This window comes from Acinetobacter pittii ANC 4050, from assembly GCF_000399685.1.
Classification (GTDB): domain Bacteria; phylum Pseudomonadota; class Gammaproteobacteria; order Pseudomonadales; family Moraxellaceae; genus Acinetobacter; species Acinetobacter pittii_E.
Genome location: NZ_KB976987.1, coordinates 1,010,294 through 1,027,582, shown reverse-complemented (window position 1 = coordinate 1,027,582; position 17,289 = coordinate 1,010,294). Strand labels below are relative to the sequence as shown.

The following is a 17,289-nucleotide window of genomic DNA, read 5'->3' as shown; positions in this document are numbered from 1 at the left end:
TCCACATGACTGTAATAATTAAGCTATCTATGTTGCAAGCAATAATTACACATAGTCATTGACAGTGTGTAATTATTGGCTTAATAATATTCACACATACCTAAACCTCACTTAGATTTAAATCGAAGTGAAAGTGGATTGGCTCAAGGACTTTGTTCATCAGGGAAGATGAAGATTATAAAAATCATCATCTTAGAGAATCTAACTGATGCTCAATTTATTAAAATTGTGTGAAGAGGAAAAAGATATGAGTACATCAGATCAAATTGCTATTACTGATGTTTTAATTATCGGTGCAGGGATCTCAGGTATTAGTGCAGCATACCATTTAAAAAAATATAGACCGAATACAACATTCACTATGCTAGAAGGCCGTGACGAAATCGGAGGCACTTGGAGCCTGTTCCGTTATCCAGGCATTCGCTCAGATTCAGACATGCAATCTTTTGCATTTGGCTTTAAACCTTGGACCAATAAAAGGGTTTTTGGCAGTGCTCAAATGATCTGTAATTATTTAAAAGAAACGATCACTGAGAACGAAATTGAATCTCATATTCGATTTGGCCATTATATGACAAGTGCGGAGTTCTCATCTACTGAAGGTCTTTGGACAGTTAAGGTGAAGCGTAAAGATCAAAAAACTTTATCCACTTTCCGCTCCCGCTTCTTACTGATGAGTACAGGTTATTATGACTATGATAACGGATATACACCTGAGTTTAAGGGAACCGAGGAATTTCAAGGGCTCCTCCTTCATCCTCAACATTGGCCAGAGAACCTAGATTATTCTGGCAAAAAAGTCGTGGTCATAGGTAGTGGCGCTACAGCCGTTACCTTAATTCCGGCGATGGCTCAAAAGGTGGCGCATATTACCATGCTTCAGAGATCACCAAGTTATGTCATGGCAGCGCCAAGTACAGATGCAATCGCAAATACACTCAATCGCGTCCTCTCACCACAACGTGCTTTCGATCTTATCCGCCGTAAAAATATTGCTTTGACTCGAGGAGTCTACAATTTAAGTCGTCGCTTTCCGAAGCTCATGCGTCGCTTTTTAATCTCAGATGTACAACGAAACCTACCAAAAGACTTTGATGTCGCCACTCACTTTTCACCGAAATACAATCCATGGGATGAACGTTTATGTGTTGTACCTGATGGAGATATGTTCAAAGCCATTTCTGCAGGGAAAGCTTCTGTAGTAACCGATCATATTGAGCGTTTTACCAAAGATGGCATTTTACTTAAATCGGGTAAAACATTAGAAGCCGATATTATTGTGACCGCAACAGGTCTAAATGCAGTTGTATTTAGCAAAACCTTATTAGCTGTTGATGGTAAAAAAATAGATTATCCAGATACCACGATTTTCAAATCGATGATGTTATCCAATATTCCCAATTTTGCTTTCGCATTCGGATACACCAATCTTGCATGGACCTTAAAAGTTGATTTGGTATGGAAACACTTTTGTAGATTACTAGATTACATGGATGAAAATAAGTATGGAACATTCACACCTGTAATTAGTAATAAAAACATGAAACGTGTTCCATTTGTGGATTTGAACTCAGGCTACATTCAACGAAGCATTGCACAATTTCCAATGGCAGGTACAGAAGGTCCATGGATTGTAAAACAAGATTATAAATTCGATGTTGAACGACTTCGTAAAGGTCCAGTGTTTGATAAAGAACTATGTTTTACAAATATTAAGCCTAAGAAAAAACCCAGCGTCGTTACTGCAGAAACGATGCCCGAACAGATCAAAATCCAAGCTTAATATCACGATTAAATATGCATCTTTGTTTCTAAACTGAAAAGCAAAGACAAAAATCAATTAGGGAAAATATGATGGAAAATATTAAATTTACAAGTAAAGGAATTACCTGTTCTGCATGGTATATCCCTGCAACGTCAGAAGAGTTTATGACATCTCGAGGACGACCTTGCATTGTTATGGCAACAGGCTTTGGTGGTACAAAAGATACAGGATTATTAGATTTTGCCGAGCCGTTCAGCCAAGCAGGCTTTGATACTTTTATATTTGACTACCGTGGATTTGGCGAGTCAGCAGGATTACCTAGACAACATGTATCCTATATTAACCAACGTGAGGATTACCATGCAGCGATTGCAGCTGCACGAAGTTTGCCACTCGTTGATCGAAATCGCATTGTGCTATGGGGTACTTCGTATTCTGGTGGTCATGTGGTAGTGGTTGCTGCACAAGATCCAAAAATATCAGCCGTCATCTCCATGAACCCTGCTACAGATGGTTTAGCAGCGTTAAAACAAGTTTTCCAATATGGTGGAATAAAACAGATCTCGACGGCTATAGGCCATGGCATCAAAGATTTGATTCATGCCATAGCTCAACGTCCTCCACATCTCATACCAATTGTTGGACAACCTGGTACTGCTGCCATGATTAGTACACCGGGTGCTGAAGAAAGTTATACCGCAATGGCAGGTCCAACTTGGCGTAATGAAGTCTGTGCTCGTGCAGCTCTGGAAGTCTCATACAACCGACCAGTTACTTTTGCAAAAAATGTTAAGTGTCCTACTTTGATACAAGTCGGCTCTAATGACCAAATTGCACCACCTAACCCAGCTCGAAAAACGGCAGGCCTAATTCAAGGGCCTTCTAAACTATTGGAATACCCTATTGATCATTTTGATTTCTATACAGAATCTTGGCACGGCAAGATACTAAATGACCAAATTGAATTTTTAAAGCAGTTATTTGCCCCTAAAACAAATAGGCCTAAAAGCTAATAAATTTATTTGAAATATTCTTAATCATAAAGGATAAGGAAATCTTATGTCACTCGTTAAATTAAGCAAAGATACACAAATCGATGAGATCGTTTCGATTATTAAAAGAGATGGTGGGGTCATCATTGAAAGTTTTTTAAATGATGAAATTACCAAAGATATTTATGAGGCACTCTCAAAGCAATTAGAATTAATTCCTGACGGAGAAGATGATTATTTTGCAGGTACTAAGACCCGCCGAATGAGTCGTTTATTTGCCCGCTTGCCGCAAATGCCGTTAGTTGCTATGAACCCAGTATTTTTAGACACTGCAAAAGCTATTCTTCAAACTCCTCTACATGCTTGGAGTGGTGAAAATAAAATTGAATTGTGTCCAGACATCCAAGTGGGTGTGACACAAGCAATTCAAATTTGGCCCGGTCAAAAAGCTCAACCTTTACATCGTGACGATACTGTATGGATGTGGCGACATCCAGTTTATGGACGTGAAGCTAGGGTACAAATCATGTTTGCCGTCACTGATTTTACTGAAGAAAATGGTGCTACACGCGTCATCCCTTCCAGCCATTTGTGGGATGATCAAAGAGTACCTAAAGAAGACGAAACGATCGCGGCTGAAATGAAAGCTGGAGATGCTTTAATATGGATTGGCTCTACCTATCATGGCGGCGGAGCTAATGTAAGCCATGCGCCTCGTATAGGATTGACCATGTCTTATGATCTTGGCTTTCTACGACAGGAAGAAAACCATTATTTATCTCTATCGTCTGACACAGTTAAAAACTTTCCAGATGAGCTAAAAGGCTTGCTAGGCTGGAATATGAGCACGACATTTGTTGGATTTGTTGAACACGACGGTAAAATGATGAATCCAATAGATATGTTAAATGTTCAAAACTTTAAAACGTCTGGAATAATTTAATTCTTACCACGCTAAATATCAAAAAAGAGAAATCTGCATGAATTGAGATTTCTCTTTTTTATTAAAAGTGATAAATATTTTAGATTAAATAATTGTTTTTATTTGAATAATAAAAGCACTATTTGGACTGCGATTTTCATATCGAATGGTGCCCGAGTGAGCTAAAACAATGGCTTGCACAACTGCCAAACCTAACCCTGTTCCTCCTAAAGCTTTATTTCTGGACTGCTCCACTCTATAAAAAGGATTAAATAATTCTTTTTGATATTCAACGGGGATTCCCGGTCCTTCATCGACTATTTCTAAAATCCATTGTCCTTGTTCAACTGAAGACTTAATGTTTAAATTTCCAGGATTAGAGTATCTAATTGCATTATCAATCAATGCGATTAAAACTTGCTCCATACGCCTTGCATCGCAAGATACAAGATCATTAGAAATGTCGTAATTTATAGTGAAATTTGATTGTCTAAGTTTTTCATCAAACATCCGTATTACTTTTTCAACACATCTCAAAAAGTCAACTGACTCAATATTTAACTTAAGCTGTTTATTTTCAAATAAACTCAATGTTCTCAGGTCTTCTACTAGGTAGGACAGCCCCTCTACTTGGTTCAACAAACTTCGGATGAGTTCAGGCTCAGCTTTAAAAACTCCATCTACGATGCCTTGTAATCTACCTTGTAAAATTGTGATGGGTGTTCTTAATTCATGAGCAATAGCTGCATTCCATACTTGTGCATTGTGTACAGAACTTTCAAGCTTTTGAGCCATATCATTAAAATTTAAAATTAATGTATAAATCTCTGTGGAGTGAACTTTTTGATCATTTGCTCGAGCAGATAAATCACCCTCACTAATTTTATTCGCGGCATCTGCCAATGAATTGATGGGCACAATAAATCTTTTTGCTAACTGCATTCCAATAATTAAAGAAATAATTGAACCACATAAAATGACTATACCTAGCCAAATCCAGTCAACAAGATGAAAATCTGTAAAGTCTCCTTGCAAGGAACTTAATGAAAGCCATCCATGATCAATTGCATAGTTATAAACAACATAGCCTACAAATACAGACAATAAAGTGATACTTAAATTCACCATACTAAAAGCAATAAAAAATTGCTTATTAATCCCTAATTTATTTTTCATTGTCTTTTCTCAACTTGTAGCATGTTGGATTTCTTCTATCTAATCCTATTATTGTTGGGGATGATCTAATCTATATCCGACACCGCGGACATTAATAAGCATGTGTTCAAGCCCGTACTCTTCTAGTTTTTTTCTTAACTTACTGACATGGCTATCAACCGTTCTTTCTAAAGCATCACTATCGGGCAAGCATTGATTCATTAACTCACCTCGAGTAAATACTCTGTGCGGCTGATTAATCATTAAGAGTAGTATTTTATATTCAGTTAACGTCAGGTTGAGTAAGATTTTCCTGTCTATCTGATTGATATAGACACTATGAATCTCGGTATTGATTTCAATATTTTTATAATGCAGATTTTTGTTCGCCGTCTGTTTGTTTTGATGGGTTCTTCTTAAAACAGCCTGAACACGCGCAACCACTTCATTCGGGTTAAAAGGCTTGACTACAAAATCATCTGCACCGATTCGTAAGGCCATCACCTTATCAATATCCTGATCTAATGCAGTCAGCATAATGACAGGCGTTTGTGCTTTTTGACGAATTTTACTAAGCACTTCCCAACCATTGAGTTCAGGTAATTTAATATCAAGTAAAATCAAATCAATGGGTTGTGATGCATGAATTTCGATTGCCTGCTTACCATTCATTGCCCGAATAACTCGCATGCCTTCACGTTTTAAATATTGTTCAATAATGTCCCCAATATCGTATTCATCTTCTACAACAAGAATTTGTTTATCACGGCAATCAAAAGAAAATGAAGCTTCGAACATGAATTAATCATCGAATAATTACAATCATTTTAAATGATACGCTAATTTATCTGCAGATCTCCACACTTTTTCCACACTTCAGTGATGGTCGTTACACAGAGCACAAAAATAATAGCAGCATCAAAAACTCCCAAGGTTTAGACAGCATGCAAAAGCAGCTCTTACTTCCATTATTTTTATCTATTGGGCTAATCATCCAAGGTTGTAGTTCCGAAGAGGCTAAACAACCAGAAGTCCCACCCGCAAAAGTCAGTGTATTAAGTCTCCAGCCACAATCCGTTAATTTTAGCGAGAACCTTCCAGCTCGCGTTCAAGCCTTCCGTACTGCTGAAATTCGTCCGCAAGTCGGCGGTATTATCGAAAAGGTATTATTTACTCAAGGTAGTGAAGTTAAAGCTGGACAAGCCTTATACAAAATTAACGCTGAAACTTTTCAGGCTGATGTAAACAGCAACAAAGCTTCACTCAATAAAGCCGAAGCTGAAGTCGCACGTTTAAAGGTCCAGTTGGAACGCTATGAACAACTTTTACCAAGTAATGCGATTAGTAAACAGGAAGTCAGCAATGCTCAGGCTGAATATCGCCAAGCTTTAGCTGATGTTGCACAAATGAAAGCTTTATTGGCACGCCAAAACCTTAATTTGCAATATGCAACAGTACGCGCACCAATCTCTGGTCGCATTGGGCAATCATTTGTGACCGAAGGTGCTTTAGTCAGCCAAGGTGATACCAATACTTTGGCGACCATACAACAGATTGACAAAGTGTATGTTGATGTAAAGCAATCTATTGGTGAATACGAGCGCTTACAAACGGCATTACAAAACGGCGAATTATCTGCTAATAGCGATAAAACTGTTCGTATTTCTAATAGCTATGGTCAGTTCTACAACGTCAGCGCAAAAATGCTGTTTGAAGATATTAATGTAGATCCAGAAACAGGTGATGTCACCATTCGTATCGTAGTGAACAACCCTGAACGTAAATTGCTTCCTGGAATGTATGTACGTGTCAATATTGACCGAGCATCCGTACCTCAAGCCCTCCTTGTACCTGCCCAAGCAATCCAGCGTAATAACAATGGTGACCCACAGGTTTATGTCATTAATGCTAAAGGTTTAGCAGAGGTTCGTCCGATCGAGCTTGGACAACAATATGAACAGTTCTACTTAGTGAATAAAGGACTCAAAGTAGGTGACAAAGTCATCGTTGAAGGAATTGATCGTATTCAACCGAATCAAAAGCTTGAAATAAGTAAGTGGGAAGCACCCATTACTCAAGGAGCTCAATGATGATGTCACAATTTTTCATTCGTCGCCCCGTATTTGCATGGGTGATTGCGATTTTCATTATTTTGTTTGGATTACTCAGTATTCCCAAACTTCCTATAGCACGCTTCCCTAGTGTTGCGCCTCCACAAGTCACCATTAGTGCTGTCTACCCAGGTGCGACACCCAAAACGATTAACGATAGTGTCGTTACTCTGATTGAAAGAGAACTATCCGGCGTTAAAAATTTACTTTATTACAGCGCAACGACAGACACCTCGGGTATGGCTCAAATATCGGCGACCTTTAAACCGGGTACAGATGTCGATATGGCTCAAGTTGATGTGCAAAATAAAATTAAAGCCGTTGAAGCTCGTCTTCCTCAAATTGTTCGTCAGCAAGGTTTACAAGTTGAGGCTTCGTCTTCAGGTTTCTTGATGTTGGTGGGTATTAATTCACCTAACAATCAATATTCTGAAGTTGATCTGAGCGATTATTTAGTCCGTAACGTCGTCGAAGAACTAAAACGTGTTGAAGGCGTAGGTAAAGTCCAATCATTTGGCGCCGAAAAGGCCATGCGTATTTGGGTAGATCCAAATAAGTTAGTTTCATATGGTCTTTCAATCAGTGACGTAAATGCGGCAATTCGTGAAAATAATGTCGAAATCGCTCCCGGCCGTTTAGGTGACTTACCTGCTGAGAAAGGACAGCTCATTACAGTTCCTTTGTCTGCGCAAGGACAATTAAATGACGTTGAACAATTCAGAAATATCAGCTTAAAAAGTAAGATCAACGGTAGTGTCATTAGACTTTCTGATGTAGCTAATGTTGAAATTGGTTCACAAGCATATAACTTCGCTATTTTAGAAAATGGTAAACCGGCAACGGCGGCAGCAATCCAGCTTAGCCCTGGCGCAAATGCTGTAAAAACGGCTGAAGGTGTCAGAGCCAAAATTGAAGAGTTAAAAGTCAATTTACCGGAAGGTATGCAATTTAGTATTCCTTATGATACTGCTCCATTTGTTAAAATTTCTATTGAAAAAGTAATTCACACGTTAATTGAAGCCATGGTTTTGGTTTTCATTGTAATGTATCTGTTTCTTCATAATGTCCGTTATACGCTTATTCCAGCAATCGTTGCCCCTATTGCATTGCTAGGAACATTCTCTGTGATGTTGCTTGCAGGGTTCTCGATTAACGTGCTCACCATGTTTGGTATGGTGCTCGCCATCGGTATTATCGTCGATGATGCCATTGTGGTCGTAGAGAATGTCGAAAGGATTATGGCGACTGAAGGCTTACCACCTAAAGAAGCGACATCTAAAGCAATGAAGGAAATCACCAGTCCAATTATTGGGATTACCTTGGTACTTGCAGCCGTATTTTTACCAATGGCGTTTGCAAGTGGCTCAGTCGGAATCATTTACAAGCAATTTACGCTCACCATGTCGGTGTCAATCTTGTTCTCGGCATTATTGGCATTGATTTTAACCCCTGCACTCTGCGCGACAATTCTTAAACCAATTGATGAACACCATCAGAAAAAAGGGTTCTTTGCATGGTTTGACCGTACCTTTGATAACCTTACTAAAAAGTATGAAATCATTCTTTTTAAGGTCATCAAACATACCATTCCAATGATGGTGCTATTTATCATTATTACAGTTGCGACTTTTGCCGGAATGAAATTTTGGCCAACCGCATTCATGCCCGAAGAAGATCAAGGTTGGTTTTTAACAACCTTCCAACTTCCATCTGATGCTTCTACTGAACGAACTAAAAGTGTGGTGAAAGAGTTTGAAGCAAGCATACAAGACAATCCAGATGTTAAAAGTAATACATCAATTTTAGGTTGGGGTTTCGGTGGTTCAGGTCAGAATGTTGCCGTTGCCTTTACAACACTAAAAGATTTCAAAGAAAGAAAATCGTCAGCATCTGAGATGACCAACTCAATTAATGAAACAATGGCACATAGTAAAGAAGGTTCATCTATGGCCGTTCTACCTCCAGCCATTGATGAGTTAGGCACGTTCTCTGGCTTTAGTCTTCGATTACAAGATCGGGCGAACTTAGGTATGCCTGCATTACTTGCTGCCCAAGATCAATTAATGGCAATGGCAGCCAAAAATAAGAAGTTTTATATGGTTTGGAATGAGGGTTTACCTCAAGGAGACAATATTTCTTTAAAAATTGACCGAGATAAATTAAATGCACTCGGCGTTAAATTTGCCGACGTGTCAGACATCATCTCAACGTCAATGGGTTCAATGTATATCAATGACTTTCCAAACCAAGGTCGTATGCAGCAAGTGATTGTGCAAGTTGAAGCAAAATCACGTATGAAATTGCAAGATATTTTGAATCTTAAAGTGATGGGTGCAAGTGGTCAGTTAGTTTCTTTATCGGAAGTTGTGACACCTCAATGGAACAAAGCGCCACAACAATACAACCGCTACAACGGACGTCCATCTTTGAGTATTGCGGGTATTCCTAACTTCGATACTTCATCTGGTGATGCAATGCGTGAAATGGAACAACTCATCGCAAAATTACCAAAAGGGATTGGTTATGAATGGACTGGTATTTCTCTTCAAGAGAAACAATCAGAATCACAAATGGCTTTCTTACTTGGTTTGTCGATGTTAGTGGTATTCCTCGTACTCGCAGCTCTTTATGAAAGCTGGTCAATTCCGCTATCGGTTATGCTGGTTGTGCCATTAGGTATTTTTGGAGCAATCATTGCCATTATGACCAAAGGGCTGATGAACGATGTGTTTTTCAAAATTGGTCTGATTACCATCATTGGTCTTTCCGCCAAGAATGCGATTTTGATTGTTGAATTCGCCAAGATGCTTAAAGAAGAAGGAATGAGTTTAGTTGAAGCTACTGTTGCCGCAGCCAAACTCCGCTTACGCCCTATTCTAATGACTTCTCTTGCCTTTACTTGTGGGGTGGTGCCTTTAGTGATTGCGACAGGCGCTAGTTCTGAAACACAACATGCGCTTGGAACTGGTGTGTTTGGCGGTATGATTTCAGCAACCATTCTAGCAATTTTCTTTGTACCGGTATTCTTCATCTTTGTACTAGGTGCAGCCGAAAAACTGTTTTCTTCCAAACAGAAAATTAAATCTTAAATGAAATAAAGCAAGGGAAATTAACCTATTTCCCTTGCTCCTCTTATGCCTAAATTTATTCTATTATTTGGAGAAAAGCATGTCTAAGTCGGCTGTTTTATCTCGTGGATTTATGATTTCCACACTCTCACTTACTTTAACTGCATGTATAAGCATGCAATCGCCTCAACCCGCTGTTAAGTCTAATATTCCGCAAAATTTTGCTGAAACCTATGCTGGTCCTTCAATTGCTAACCAAGGATATAAAACTTTCTTTGCCGATCCTCGTTTATTGGAAGTTATTGAAATAAGCTTGAATAATAATCGCGACTTACGTACAGCAGCGTTAAATATTGAACGTGCCCAGCAGCAATACCAAATTAGTAAATACGACCAACTCCCGACCATTGGGGCAACAGCAAATGCCATTAGGCAAGTTAACCCTTCTGTAGATCCTAATAATCCTTACTCTACATTTCAGGTAGGGTTAGGTGTAACGGCGTATGAACTGGATTTTTGGGGACGTGTTAAAAGTCTTAAAGATGCAGCATTAAATAATTACCTAGCAACTCAGAGTGCTAAAGACTCCACCCAAATTAGTTTGGTGAGCCAAGTTGCACAAGCGTGGTTAAATTATTCTTTTGCTACAGCAAACTTAAATCTTGCGCAGCAAACTTTAAAAGCTCAACTTGATTCGTACAATCTGAATCAAAAGCGTTTTAATGTCGGGATTGATAGCGAAATACCTTTACGCCAAGCCCAAATTTCGGTCGAAACAGCACGTAATGATGTCGCAAACTACAAAACTCAAGTTTCACAAGCACAGAACTTGTTAAATCTTTTGGCTGGACAAGCGGTTCCATCAAACCTGCTTCCAACTCAGTCGGTTAAAACAATTACTCAAGAGAAGAATTTTTCAACGGGTTTAAGTAGCGATTTACTACAAAACCGTCCAGACCTGAAAGTCGCTGAATATCAACTTCGTGCAGCGGGTGCCAACATTGGTGCGGCAAAAGCCCGCATGTTTCCGACCATCACACTTACGGGTTCAGCTGGATATGCATCGACGGAACTCAAAGATTTATTTAAATCTGGCGGTTTTGCATGGTCAGTTGGCCCTAGCATAGACCTGCCTATTTTTGATTGGGGAACGCGTAAAGCCAATATTAAGGTTTCAGAAATTGACCAAAAAATTGCGCTTTCTGAATATGAAAAAGCGATTCAGGCTTCTTTCCGTGAAGTCAACGATGCCTTGGCGGCCCATGCTCATATTGAAGAACGTTTAAATGCCCAGCGCCGTTTAGTGTCTGCAACCGATACCACTTATAAACTCTCTACAGCCCGCTTTAGAGCCGGAATTGATAGTTATTTGACTGTTTTGGATGCCCAGCGTTCTGCATATGCGGCTCAACAAGGTTTATTGGTTCTCGAACAAACCAAATTAAATAATCAAATTGAACTCTATAAAGCCTTGGGTGGCGGGTTAAATAAATAACCCATTTTTCATAAATCTTTTAAAGGCTAATTTGCACCCATCATTAGCCTTTAAATTTCATGTTTTTTCTAAAAAAGGACGATTAGAAATTCGTTATTTCGCATCTTTAATTCAGTTGATTTGAATTTTGCGCTGCCTTGCTTACGAGGTCTATTTATGAACATGCTAGTATTTCCACCACGCCAACCCCTGTGTATCCTCAGCCTATTTAGCATTTTAATTACAAGTGGCTGTCAGTTAGTGAGTTTGAAGAAACAAACACTTCACACCACTATTTCTAACGAACGTAATAGTATTCTTACCCAAAAAAAATTAAGTGAAGCCAGTCTAAATGTCTTATATATGTCTGGTATGGATGCAAAAATTTGCATGCAAACTCCAGAAACATGTATTTCTGATTTAGAGAAGATTCCTCAAATACAGGGAGAGCAATTATTATCTACCGCCAGTGAACTCTACCTCTCAAAAGCTTTGGCTCTTTCGGAGTCTTATGATTGCAAAACCAACAATAATGTAAATACTAAAACTGAAGAAGCAAACAAGGGCAATTGTTTGGAACAAGAACTTCAAGCTTTAGATAAAAGTATTCGCTATAGCTATGCTTATTTATTTAAGTCTTCTCGCGAACCTCAAGATCGTATTTTTGATAACCGACAGGTACAAATTCGAGATTTTTATAATCAAGCACTTAACCAATTAGTGAATGCCTATAGTGAAAAAAAAGCTTCTGCAACAATTCCCTCCGAAATAAAAATTGGTAAAAGTACATATACGATTGATATTGAAGCCTATCAAAAATTACAAGACAAAAAACTTGAGAAATTCACCTCAAGTTACAACATGAATTTTTCCGGTTTAAGAAGCATTAACCGTCGTGATGGTTTTGGCTCAGATTTTGTTGCGGTTTTACACTCTAATGAAGACCCAAACCAAAAAGAAAATCCATATATTCTTGATCCTCTAGCTTACAATTATCCAAATGGCATCAATCCGAATATTCATAAAGCCCATTACCTTGCTTCTACACTGGTGGCCCAACCACAAAATGAGGTAGCATCCCAGAGCGACATATTAAATAGTCCAGATTTCAAAATAAAAATCTATGATCCTTACAATGTTGAAAAAATTAATGTTGCGGGCAAAGAATACTCACTGGCAGCAAATTTCTCTGCACCGTATGGTTTATGGTTAGCCGAAAATAATCTAGGTGCAGCCGCATATTTAACCTTGATTGACCGTAATCAACGTTTAAACATGCCGCATTTATATATGCTTGAACCCTATAATCCCAATAAAAAAGTAATTGTATTAGTTCACGGACTTGCCAGTAGTCCTGAGGCATGGATTGCGGTAACCAACGAAATTATGGGAGATAAAACCTTACGTGAGCATTATCAAGTTTGGCAAATATTTTACTCAACCAATATGCCTATTTTAGAAAGTCGTTTTCAAATTTACGCATTACTCAAGCAAGCATTTGGATCTCTTAATCCAGAAGACCCCGCTGCCACTAATGCCGTTTTAATTGGTCACAGCATGGGAGGAATTATTAGCCGACTATTAGTGAGTAATGCCGACATTTCAAAAGAAGCTTTGCCTATGATGAGTCAACATGCACAAGCACGTATGAGAAAACATCCAGTCATTGGTGAACGTTTAAGAATGCAGGCCATTCCAAACTTTGATCGCGTCATTTTCCTTGCTGCTCCTCATCGTGGAACAAGTTATGCAGATCGCTGGTTTACTGTAACAGCACGAAAAATTATTCGATTACCTTCGACTTTTTTAAAAACATTAACCGATACATTGACGAGTTATGATGACGACCTTAAAGACTTTGTAAGAACAATTAATAATCAACTCCAAAATGGACCGAGTGATCTGAGTAATAAATCTGAGTTTATGGAGCTCACCTCAAGCATAACGCCTAAAGAAGGATTAGTTTTCCACTCTATTATGGGCAATATCACAAAAAGCGATGATCCAAACACCATTACAGACGGTATTGTTCCCTATAAAAGTGCTCATTTGGATGGTGCCATTTCAGAAAAAGTCATTAAAGGTGGACATTCAATTCAATTAAAGCCCGAATCAGTTTTAGAACTTCGTCGGATCTTAAGTCAACATTTAATCGATCATGGTTTATATAATTTAAAGAACTAAAAATAAGAAAGCTAAAGTGAAATCACTTTAGCTTTTTTCTCTATTGTTCATTTTCTTCTATACGTTTACGAATTTCTTCTCGCCATTTTACGGCGTTTTCTTGTTGTTTATTCAGCAGAACACCGAGCATATAAGCGGTCACTGCTGCACCAATTAAAGCAATTCCACTTTCATAAATAATATCAATAACAAATTCTAAAATGCCTTCTGACAGAAAATCTAAGCTTCCTGAAAACTTAAGGAGTTTAGCAATTGCTACAATTACGATTCCTAATAATGCTCCAGTCCATAAGAATATTTTATGGATATTAATAGGTGCTGTGACTTGGTCAATTTGGTCAGGATATTTTCGGTAATACTCGATTTCATCTTCTGTCACTTTGGCAGATGACTTAAATAGTAATTTAATAAAAAGTGTATCTTGATCAAGTTTTGAATTTTTCTTCATAGATACCGTACTTTATAAAATTTCTATTCTTTCATCTTACCTATTGTTGTTCACTACGCAACCACTCCTTAGAAGATGTAGTCATTTCTAGAGAACTTTAACACCCCCTATCTACACATTTTTATTAAGTATTAAATTATTTAAATTTAGCTTAACCCATTTAAAATCATTAATACCGTTTGCTCCATTTGCTTTTGTCTCTGTTGATCAGTGACGCCTTGAATACTAAACGCCCAATAAGCTTCAAATAAACAAACAATGACATAGGTCGCTGAGCTAATCGCCTCTGGGGTCGCTTTTGGATATTCTTGTGCCAATTGATTTTCAAAATCCGGAAGCCAGTGCTTTGTCCAAAGTGTATGGAGCATTTGCTGAATAAATGGATTTCTCGCACTTTGAGCTACCAACTCGAACCAAACTATTAAATCATCTTGAGTCCGATACACTTCAGGTGTGAACATCATGATGATTCGCTCGCTCAATGGTTTTCCACTAAAACGATGAATAATCTCAGTGCCCATTTTTGAAATGTAATGTTCAATGAAAGCGTTCATTAAATCTGAACGTGACGAAAAATAATGATGTACCAAAGTACGTTGCATGCCTGAAGCTTCCGCTACTTTGGCAAAAGTAATTCCTTCTAACCCTTCTTTCGCCACAACTGAAACAGCAGCTTGAAGAATTTCATAAGACCTTTCTTGAGCTTTACTTGGGCGCCCTATTTTGTTTTCCATCATCGTCATAAATAAAAAATTGTTTACTAATTCATCATAGCATATTATTTTACTGACATGACAGTCAATTAATTACAAGGAAGTCATATTATGAAAATTCTTGGCCTTGATGCGGGTAGCCAAACGGAAGCTACTACCTCAAAAATCTTAACGCACAGTGAAATGACACATGCTGCCATTTTGGAACTTATAAATATCTTTGGGTTGGTCGCTTGTATTGTTCTAGCGCTTTCCGGCTGGATCTACGGTGCAAAATTTCTTAAGAAAAAGAATTATCTACTTGGTTTAGAGTGGTGGATTGTTGCATTTTCGGCGACGAATTTTGTCTCTTACATGCTGACAGCTTCGAACGTTAATTTTTCAATTACCATGTTTCTCGATTCATTCTCGCGTAGTTTTGGTATGCCAGTTATTGCTGTAATTGGTTTGATGGCATTGACTCATAATTACAAACCGTCCGCTTTTAAGGAAGTCATGCTGTTCGTATTGGCATTCGCCGGCACTTTCGTGGTTTTTCTAGCAGATTTTTTTCAAGAAATACGTCCGTATTTTTACGTCACCACGTGGAGCATTCTTGTGATGTATCTGTTCTATTTCATTATTTGCTTGGTACGCGCTGGAGAGGCTTTTCATGCATTGGCCACCACAATAACCGCTGTAGTGAGTTTGGCAGTAGCCATCGTATATGACTTTTTCCCGATCCCAGGCGACGATACTCATATGATTTTCATGACTTGGGCTTTCGTGACGTGGGGCTATGCCATCATTCAGTTGTATTACGCCTATGAAGCCCTAGAACGCGCACAGAACGTTTCCAATCAATCTTTTATTCCAGCCCGCCAGTAAAGTGTACTAAGAGCATTGTTTTTAAAAAGATTAAAGACGATGTCTAGAACTGTAAAATAATACAGAAGGATAGCGAATGAATTATTCAAATGAACAAGTGATGAGTGGCCACCCTGAATCTATGCCATTTCGTCTTTTAGGTGGTTGGATAGAACAGCCTAGCGACCTTCAACCTGAGTTGGTGGGTTCGGTCAACACAGATGTCATTGTGGTTGGTGCTGGTTTTGCCGGGTTGTCTACAGCTCTTGAACTCACTGCACGAGGTGCAAAGGTCATCGTACTTGAGCAAGAGTTCGGTGGTTTCGGTGCCAGCGGCCGTAATGCGGGTTATCTGCTTGGTAGTATGGGAATTGAATTCGAAGTGTTCGCCAAGCGCCTCGGCGTTGAACGTGCAAAGCAGTTTGTCAATTTCTACGATGAGGGCGTGACCTATGTTGAAAAACGTCTGGCCGAGTTAGGCATCGATTGTGATTACAACCCTTCCGGCATTATACGTGCTGTTATAGATCCTTCGCAGGAAAAATGGCTACGCCGCAGTATGAGAGTTGGTGAAGAATTAGGATCCCATACTCGCTTTGTAGATCAAGCCGAAATGCGTGCTCGTGGAATTCCACCAGCTTTTCTGTTTGGTAGCGAACAGCGAGGCGGTACGCTAAACCCCGGTAAATACGTGAGTGGTTTACGCCGTGCAGCCATTCAGGCAGGCGTTAAAATTTATGAAAAAACACCATTGCTCTCTTATAGCGAAGGATCAATCATTACCTGCAAAACCGCTCGCGGTAGTGCCAGCGCACCCATCATGGTGTTAACCACAAATGCTTTCACACCTCAGTTGGGATTGCTGCGTGATAAAGTTGCTCCGATACGGGTGTCGGCAATTGAAACTCAACAATTAACTCAAAAGCAGTTGGAGTCTCTGGGTTGGCCGGGCCGAGAAGGTATTATTACACCGCATCTCATGATGGAAAGCCATCGACTGACTGCACACAACACAATGGTGTTGACAGTTAAGAAGTTGAATTATGTTTACGGTTCAAAAACTCCGAACGTACCAGATCACGAAGCCTATGCAGCACTCGCACAGATCTTACGTGAGCGTCACCCTACATTGAAAGGTCTTGGTATTAAGCACTGCTGGAGTGGTTACGTTAGCGTGGCTTATGACTTTTTGCCTGTGGTTGGATCAACTGGGCCACATCAAAATATTATCTATGCAGCTGGCTGTACAGGACATGGGCTTGCGACTCAGTCGCTCATGGGGCAGCTTCTTGCAGAGAAAATTAAAGGAGTAGAAAATCCTATTCTGAAAAACTTATACCACAAGACCCCTTCTACGCTACCTGAACCACTCCAGTGGTGCGTATTTAAAACAGGTTTCAAGGCAGCGGCATTCTATGATCGTTTAACTGACCGCAAAGCGCTTGCAGCTAAAAAGGATTCATAGAGCTAAGCATGTTTTAGTGCTGTAAATAATCAATGGACTACATGGTTGTAGTCCATTTTAAACTCGGACCATTTCTATATCTCTTTGCTGCATTAGCCCATATGGTACATACCAACATGTCACCACCAGAGATTTAGGCTAGGCAA

At 39.1% G+C, this 17,289-nt stretch carries 13 protein-coding genes; 9 read left to right on the top strand and 4 right to left on the bottom strand.

The genetic code is table 11. The features are described from left to right. Window positions 1–247: 247 nt before the first annotated feature. From F931_RS08665 to F931_RS08655, 3 genes are all read left to right on the top strand, one after another. Entirely contained in the window at window positions 248–1,783 is a 1,536-nt protein-coding gene (locus F931_RS08665) for a flavin-containing monooxygenase (protein WP_025470300.1), read from the top strand. A 71-nt stretch (window positions 1,784–1,854) separates the two neighbouring features. Next, window positions 1,855–2,778 (top strand): alpha/beta hydrolase, encoded by a 924-nt coding sequence (locus F931_RS08660; protein ID WP_025470299.1) that lies wholly within the window; start codon window positions 1,855–1,857, stop codon window positions 2,776–2,778. Between the two features lie 46 nt (window positions 2,779–2,824). Then, entirely contained in the window at window positions 2,825–3,700 is an 876-nt protein-coding gene (locus F931_RS08655; protein WP_016141006.1) for a phytanoyl-CoA dioxygenase family protein, read from the top strand. Between the two features lie 84 nt (window positions 3,701–3,784). On the opposite strand, the gene adeS is transcribed toward F931_RS08655, so the two are convergent. Then, window positions 3,785–4,855: a two-component sensor histidine kinase AdeS gene (gene adeS, locus F931_RS08650; protein WP_016141005.1), complete on the bottom strand. Its 1,071-nt coding sequence runs from the start codon at window positions 4,853–4,855 to the stop codon at window positions 3,785–3,787. Window positions 4,856–4,903: 48 nt separating this feature from the next. Next, entirely contained in the window at window positions 4,904–5,632 is a 729-nt protein-coding gene (gene adeR, locus F931_RS08645) for an efflux system response regulator transcription factor AdeR (RefSeq protein WP_016141004.1), read from the bottom strand. Window positions 5,633–5,778: 146 nt separating this feature from the next. Between adeR and F931_RS08640 the strand changes: the two genes are divergently transcribed. From F931_RS08640 to F931_RS08625, 4 genes are all read left to right on the top strand, one after another. Next, window positions 5,779–6,924, top strand: coding sequence for an efflux RND transporter periplasmic adaptor subunit (locus F931_RS08640; protein ID WP_016141003.1), 1,146 nt, complete (start codon window positions 5,779–5,781; stop codon window positions 6,922–6,924). Beyond that, window positions 6,924–10,034, top strand: coding sequence for an efflux RND transporter permease subunit (locus F931_RS08635; protein ID WP_016141002.1), 3,111 nt, complete (start codon window positions 6,924–6,926; stop codon window positions 10,032–10,034). The genes F931_RS08640 and F931_RS08635 overlap by 1 nt, the downstream gene beginning before the upstream one ends. Window positions 10,035–10,113: 79 nt before the next feature. Next, window positions 10,114–11,508: an AdeC/AdeK/OprM family multidrug efflux complex outer membrane factor gene (gene adeC, locus F931_RS08630; RefSeq protein WP_016141001.1), complete on the top strand. Its 1,395-nt coding sequence runs from the start codon at window positions 10,114–10,116 to the stop codon at window positions 11,506–11,508. Window positions 11,509–11,670: 162 nt separating this feature from the next. After that, window positions 11,671–13,671, top strand: coding sequence for an esterase/lipase family protein (locus F931_RS08625; RefSeq protein WP_416376699.1), 2,001 nt, complete (start codon window positions 11,671–11,673; stop codon window positions 13,669–13,671). Between the two features lie 40 nt (window positions 13,672–13,711). On the opposite strand, the gene F931_RS08620 is transcribed toward F931_RS08625, so the two are convergent. Further along, window positions 13,712–14,119 (bottom strand): hypothetical protein, encoded by a 408-nt coding sequence (locus F931_RS08620; protein WP_016140999.1) that lies wholly within the window; start codon window positions 14,117–14,119, stop codon window positions 13,712–13,714. Window positions 14,120–14,265: 146 nt separating this feature from the next. Beyond that, window positions 14,266–14,862: a TetR/AcrR family transcriptional regulator gene (locus tag F931_RS08615; RefSeq protein ID WP_016140998.1), complete on the bottom strand. Its 597-nt coding sequence runs from the start codon at window positions 14,860–14,862 to the stop codon at window positions 14,266–14,268. Window positions 14,863–14,943: 81 nt separating this feature from the next. On the opposite strand from F931_RS08615, the gene F931_RS08610 reads away from it, so the two are divergent. Further along, a complete protein-coding gene (locus F931_RS08610) occupies window positions 14,944–15,699 on the top strand; it encodes a hypothetical protein (protein WP_016140997.1) in 756 nt (251 codons plus the stop codon). Window positions 15,700–15,775: 76 nt separating this feature from the next. Beyond that, window positions 15,776–17,143, top strand: coding sequence for an NAD(P)/FAD-dependent oxidoreductase (locus F931_RS08605; RefSeq protein ID WP_016140996.1), 1,368 nt, complete (start codon window positions 15,776–15,778; stop codon window positions 17,141–17,143). The last annotated feature ends 146 nt before the right edge of the window (window positions 17,144–17,289 follow it).

Excerpts from the sequence above, each read along its gene's own strand:
- F931_RS08605 (WP_016140996.1), top strand. The coding sequence starts at position 15,776 with ATGAATTATTCAAATGAACAAGTGATGAGTGGCCACCCTGAATCTATG.
- F931_RS08655 (WP_016141006.1), top strand. The coding sequence starts at position 2,825 with ATGTCACTCGTTAAATTAAGCAAAGATACACAAATCGATGAGATCGTT.
- F931_RS08625 (WP_416376699.1), top strand. The coding sequence starts at position 11,671 with ATGCTAGTATTTCCACCACGCCAACCCCTGTGTATCCTCAGCCTATTT.
- F931_RS08665 (WP_025470300.1), top strand. The coding sequence starts at position 248 with ATGAGTACATCAGATCAAATTGCTATTACTGATGTTTTAATTATCGGT.
- F931_RS08610 (WP_016140997.1), top strand. The coding sequence starts at position 14,944 with ATGAAAATTCTTGGCCTTGATGCGGGTAGCCAAACGGAAGCTACTACC.
- adeR (WP_016141004.1), bottom strand. The coding sequence starts at position 5,632 with ATGTTCGAAGCTTCATTTTCTTTTGATTGCCGTGATAAACAAATTCTT.
- F931_RS08615 (WP_016140998.1), bottom strand. The coding sequence starts at position 14,862 with ATGACGATGATGGAAAACAAAATAGGGCGCCCAAGTAAAGCTCAAGAA.
- adeC (WP_016141001.1), top strand. The coding sequence starts at position 10,114 with ATGTCTAAGTCGGCTGTTTTATCTCGTGGATTTATGATTTCCACACTC.
- F931_RS08635 (WP_016141002.1), top strand. The coding sequence starts at position 6,924 with ATGATGTCACAATTTTTCATTCGTCGCCCCGTATTTGCATGGGTGATT.
- F931_RS08640 (WP_016141003.1), top strand. The coding sequence starts at position 5,779 with ATGCAAAAGCAGCTCTTACTTCCATTATTTTTATCTATTGGGCTAATC.
- adeS (WP_016141005.1), bottom strand. The coding sequence starts at position 4,855 with ATGAAAAATAAATTAGGGATTAATAAGCAATTTTTTATTGCTTTTAGT.
- F931_RS08620 (WP_016140999.1), bottom strand. The coding sequence starts at position 14,119 with ATGAAGAAAAATTCAAAACTTGATCAAGATACACTTTTTATTAAATTA.
- F931_RS08660 (WP_025470299.1), top strand. The coding sequence starts at position 1,855 with ATGGAAAATATTAAATTTACAAGTAAAGGAATTACCTGTTCTGCATGG.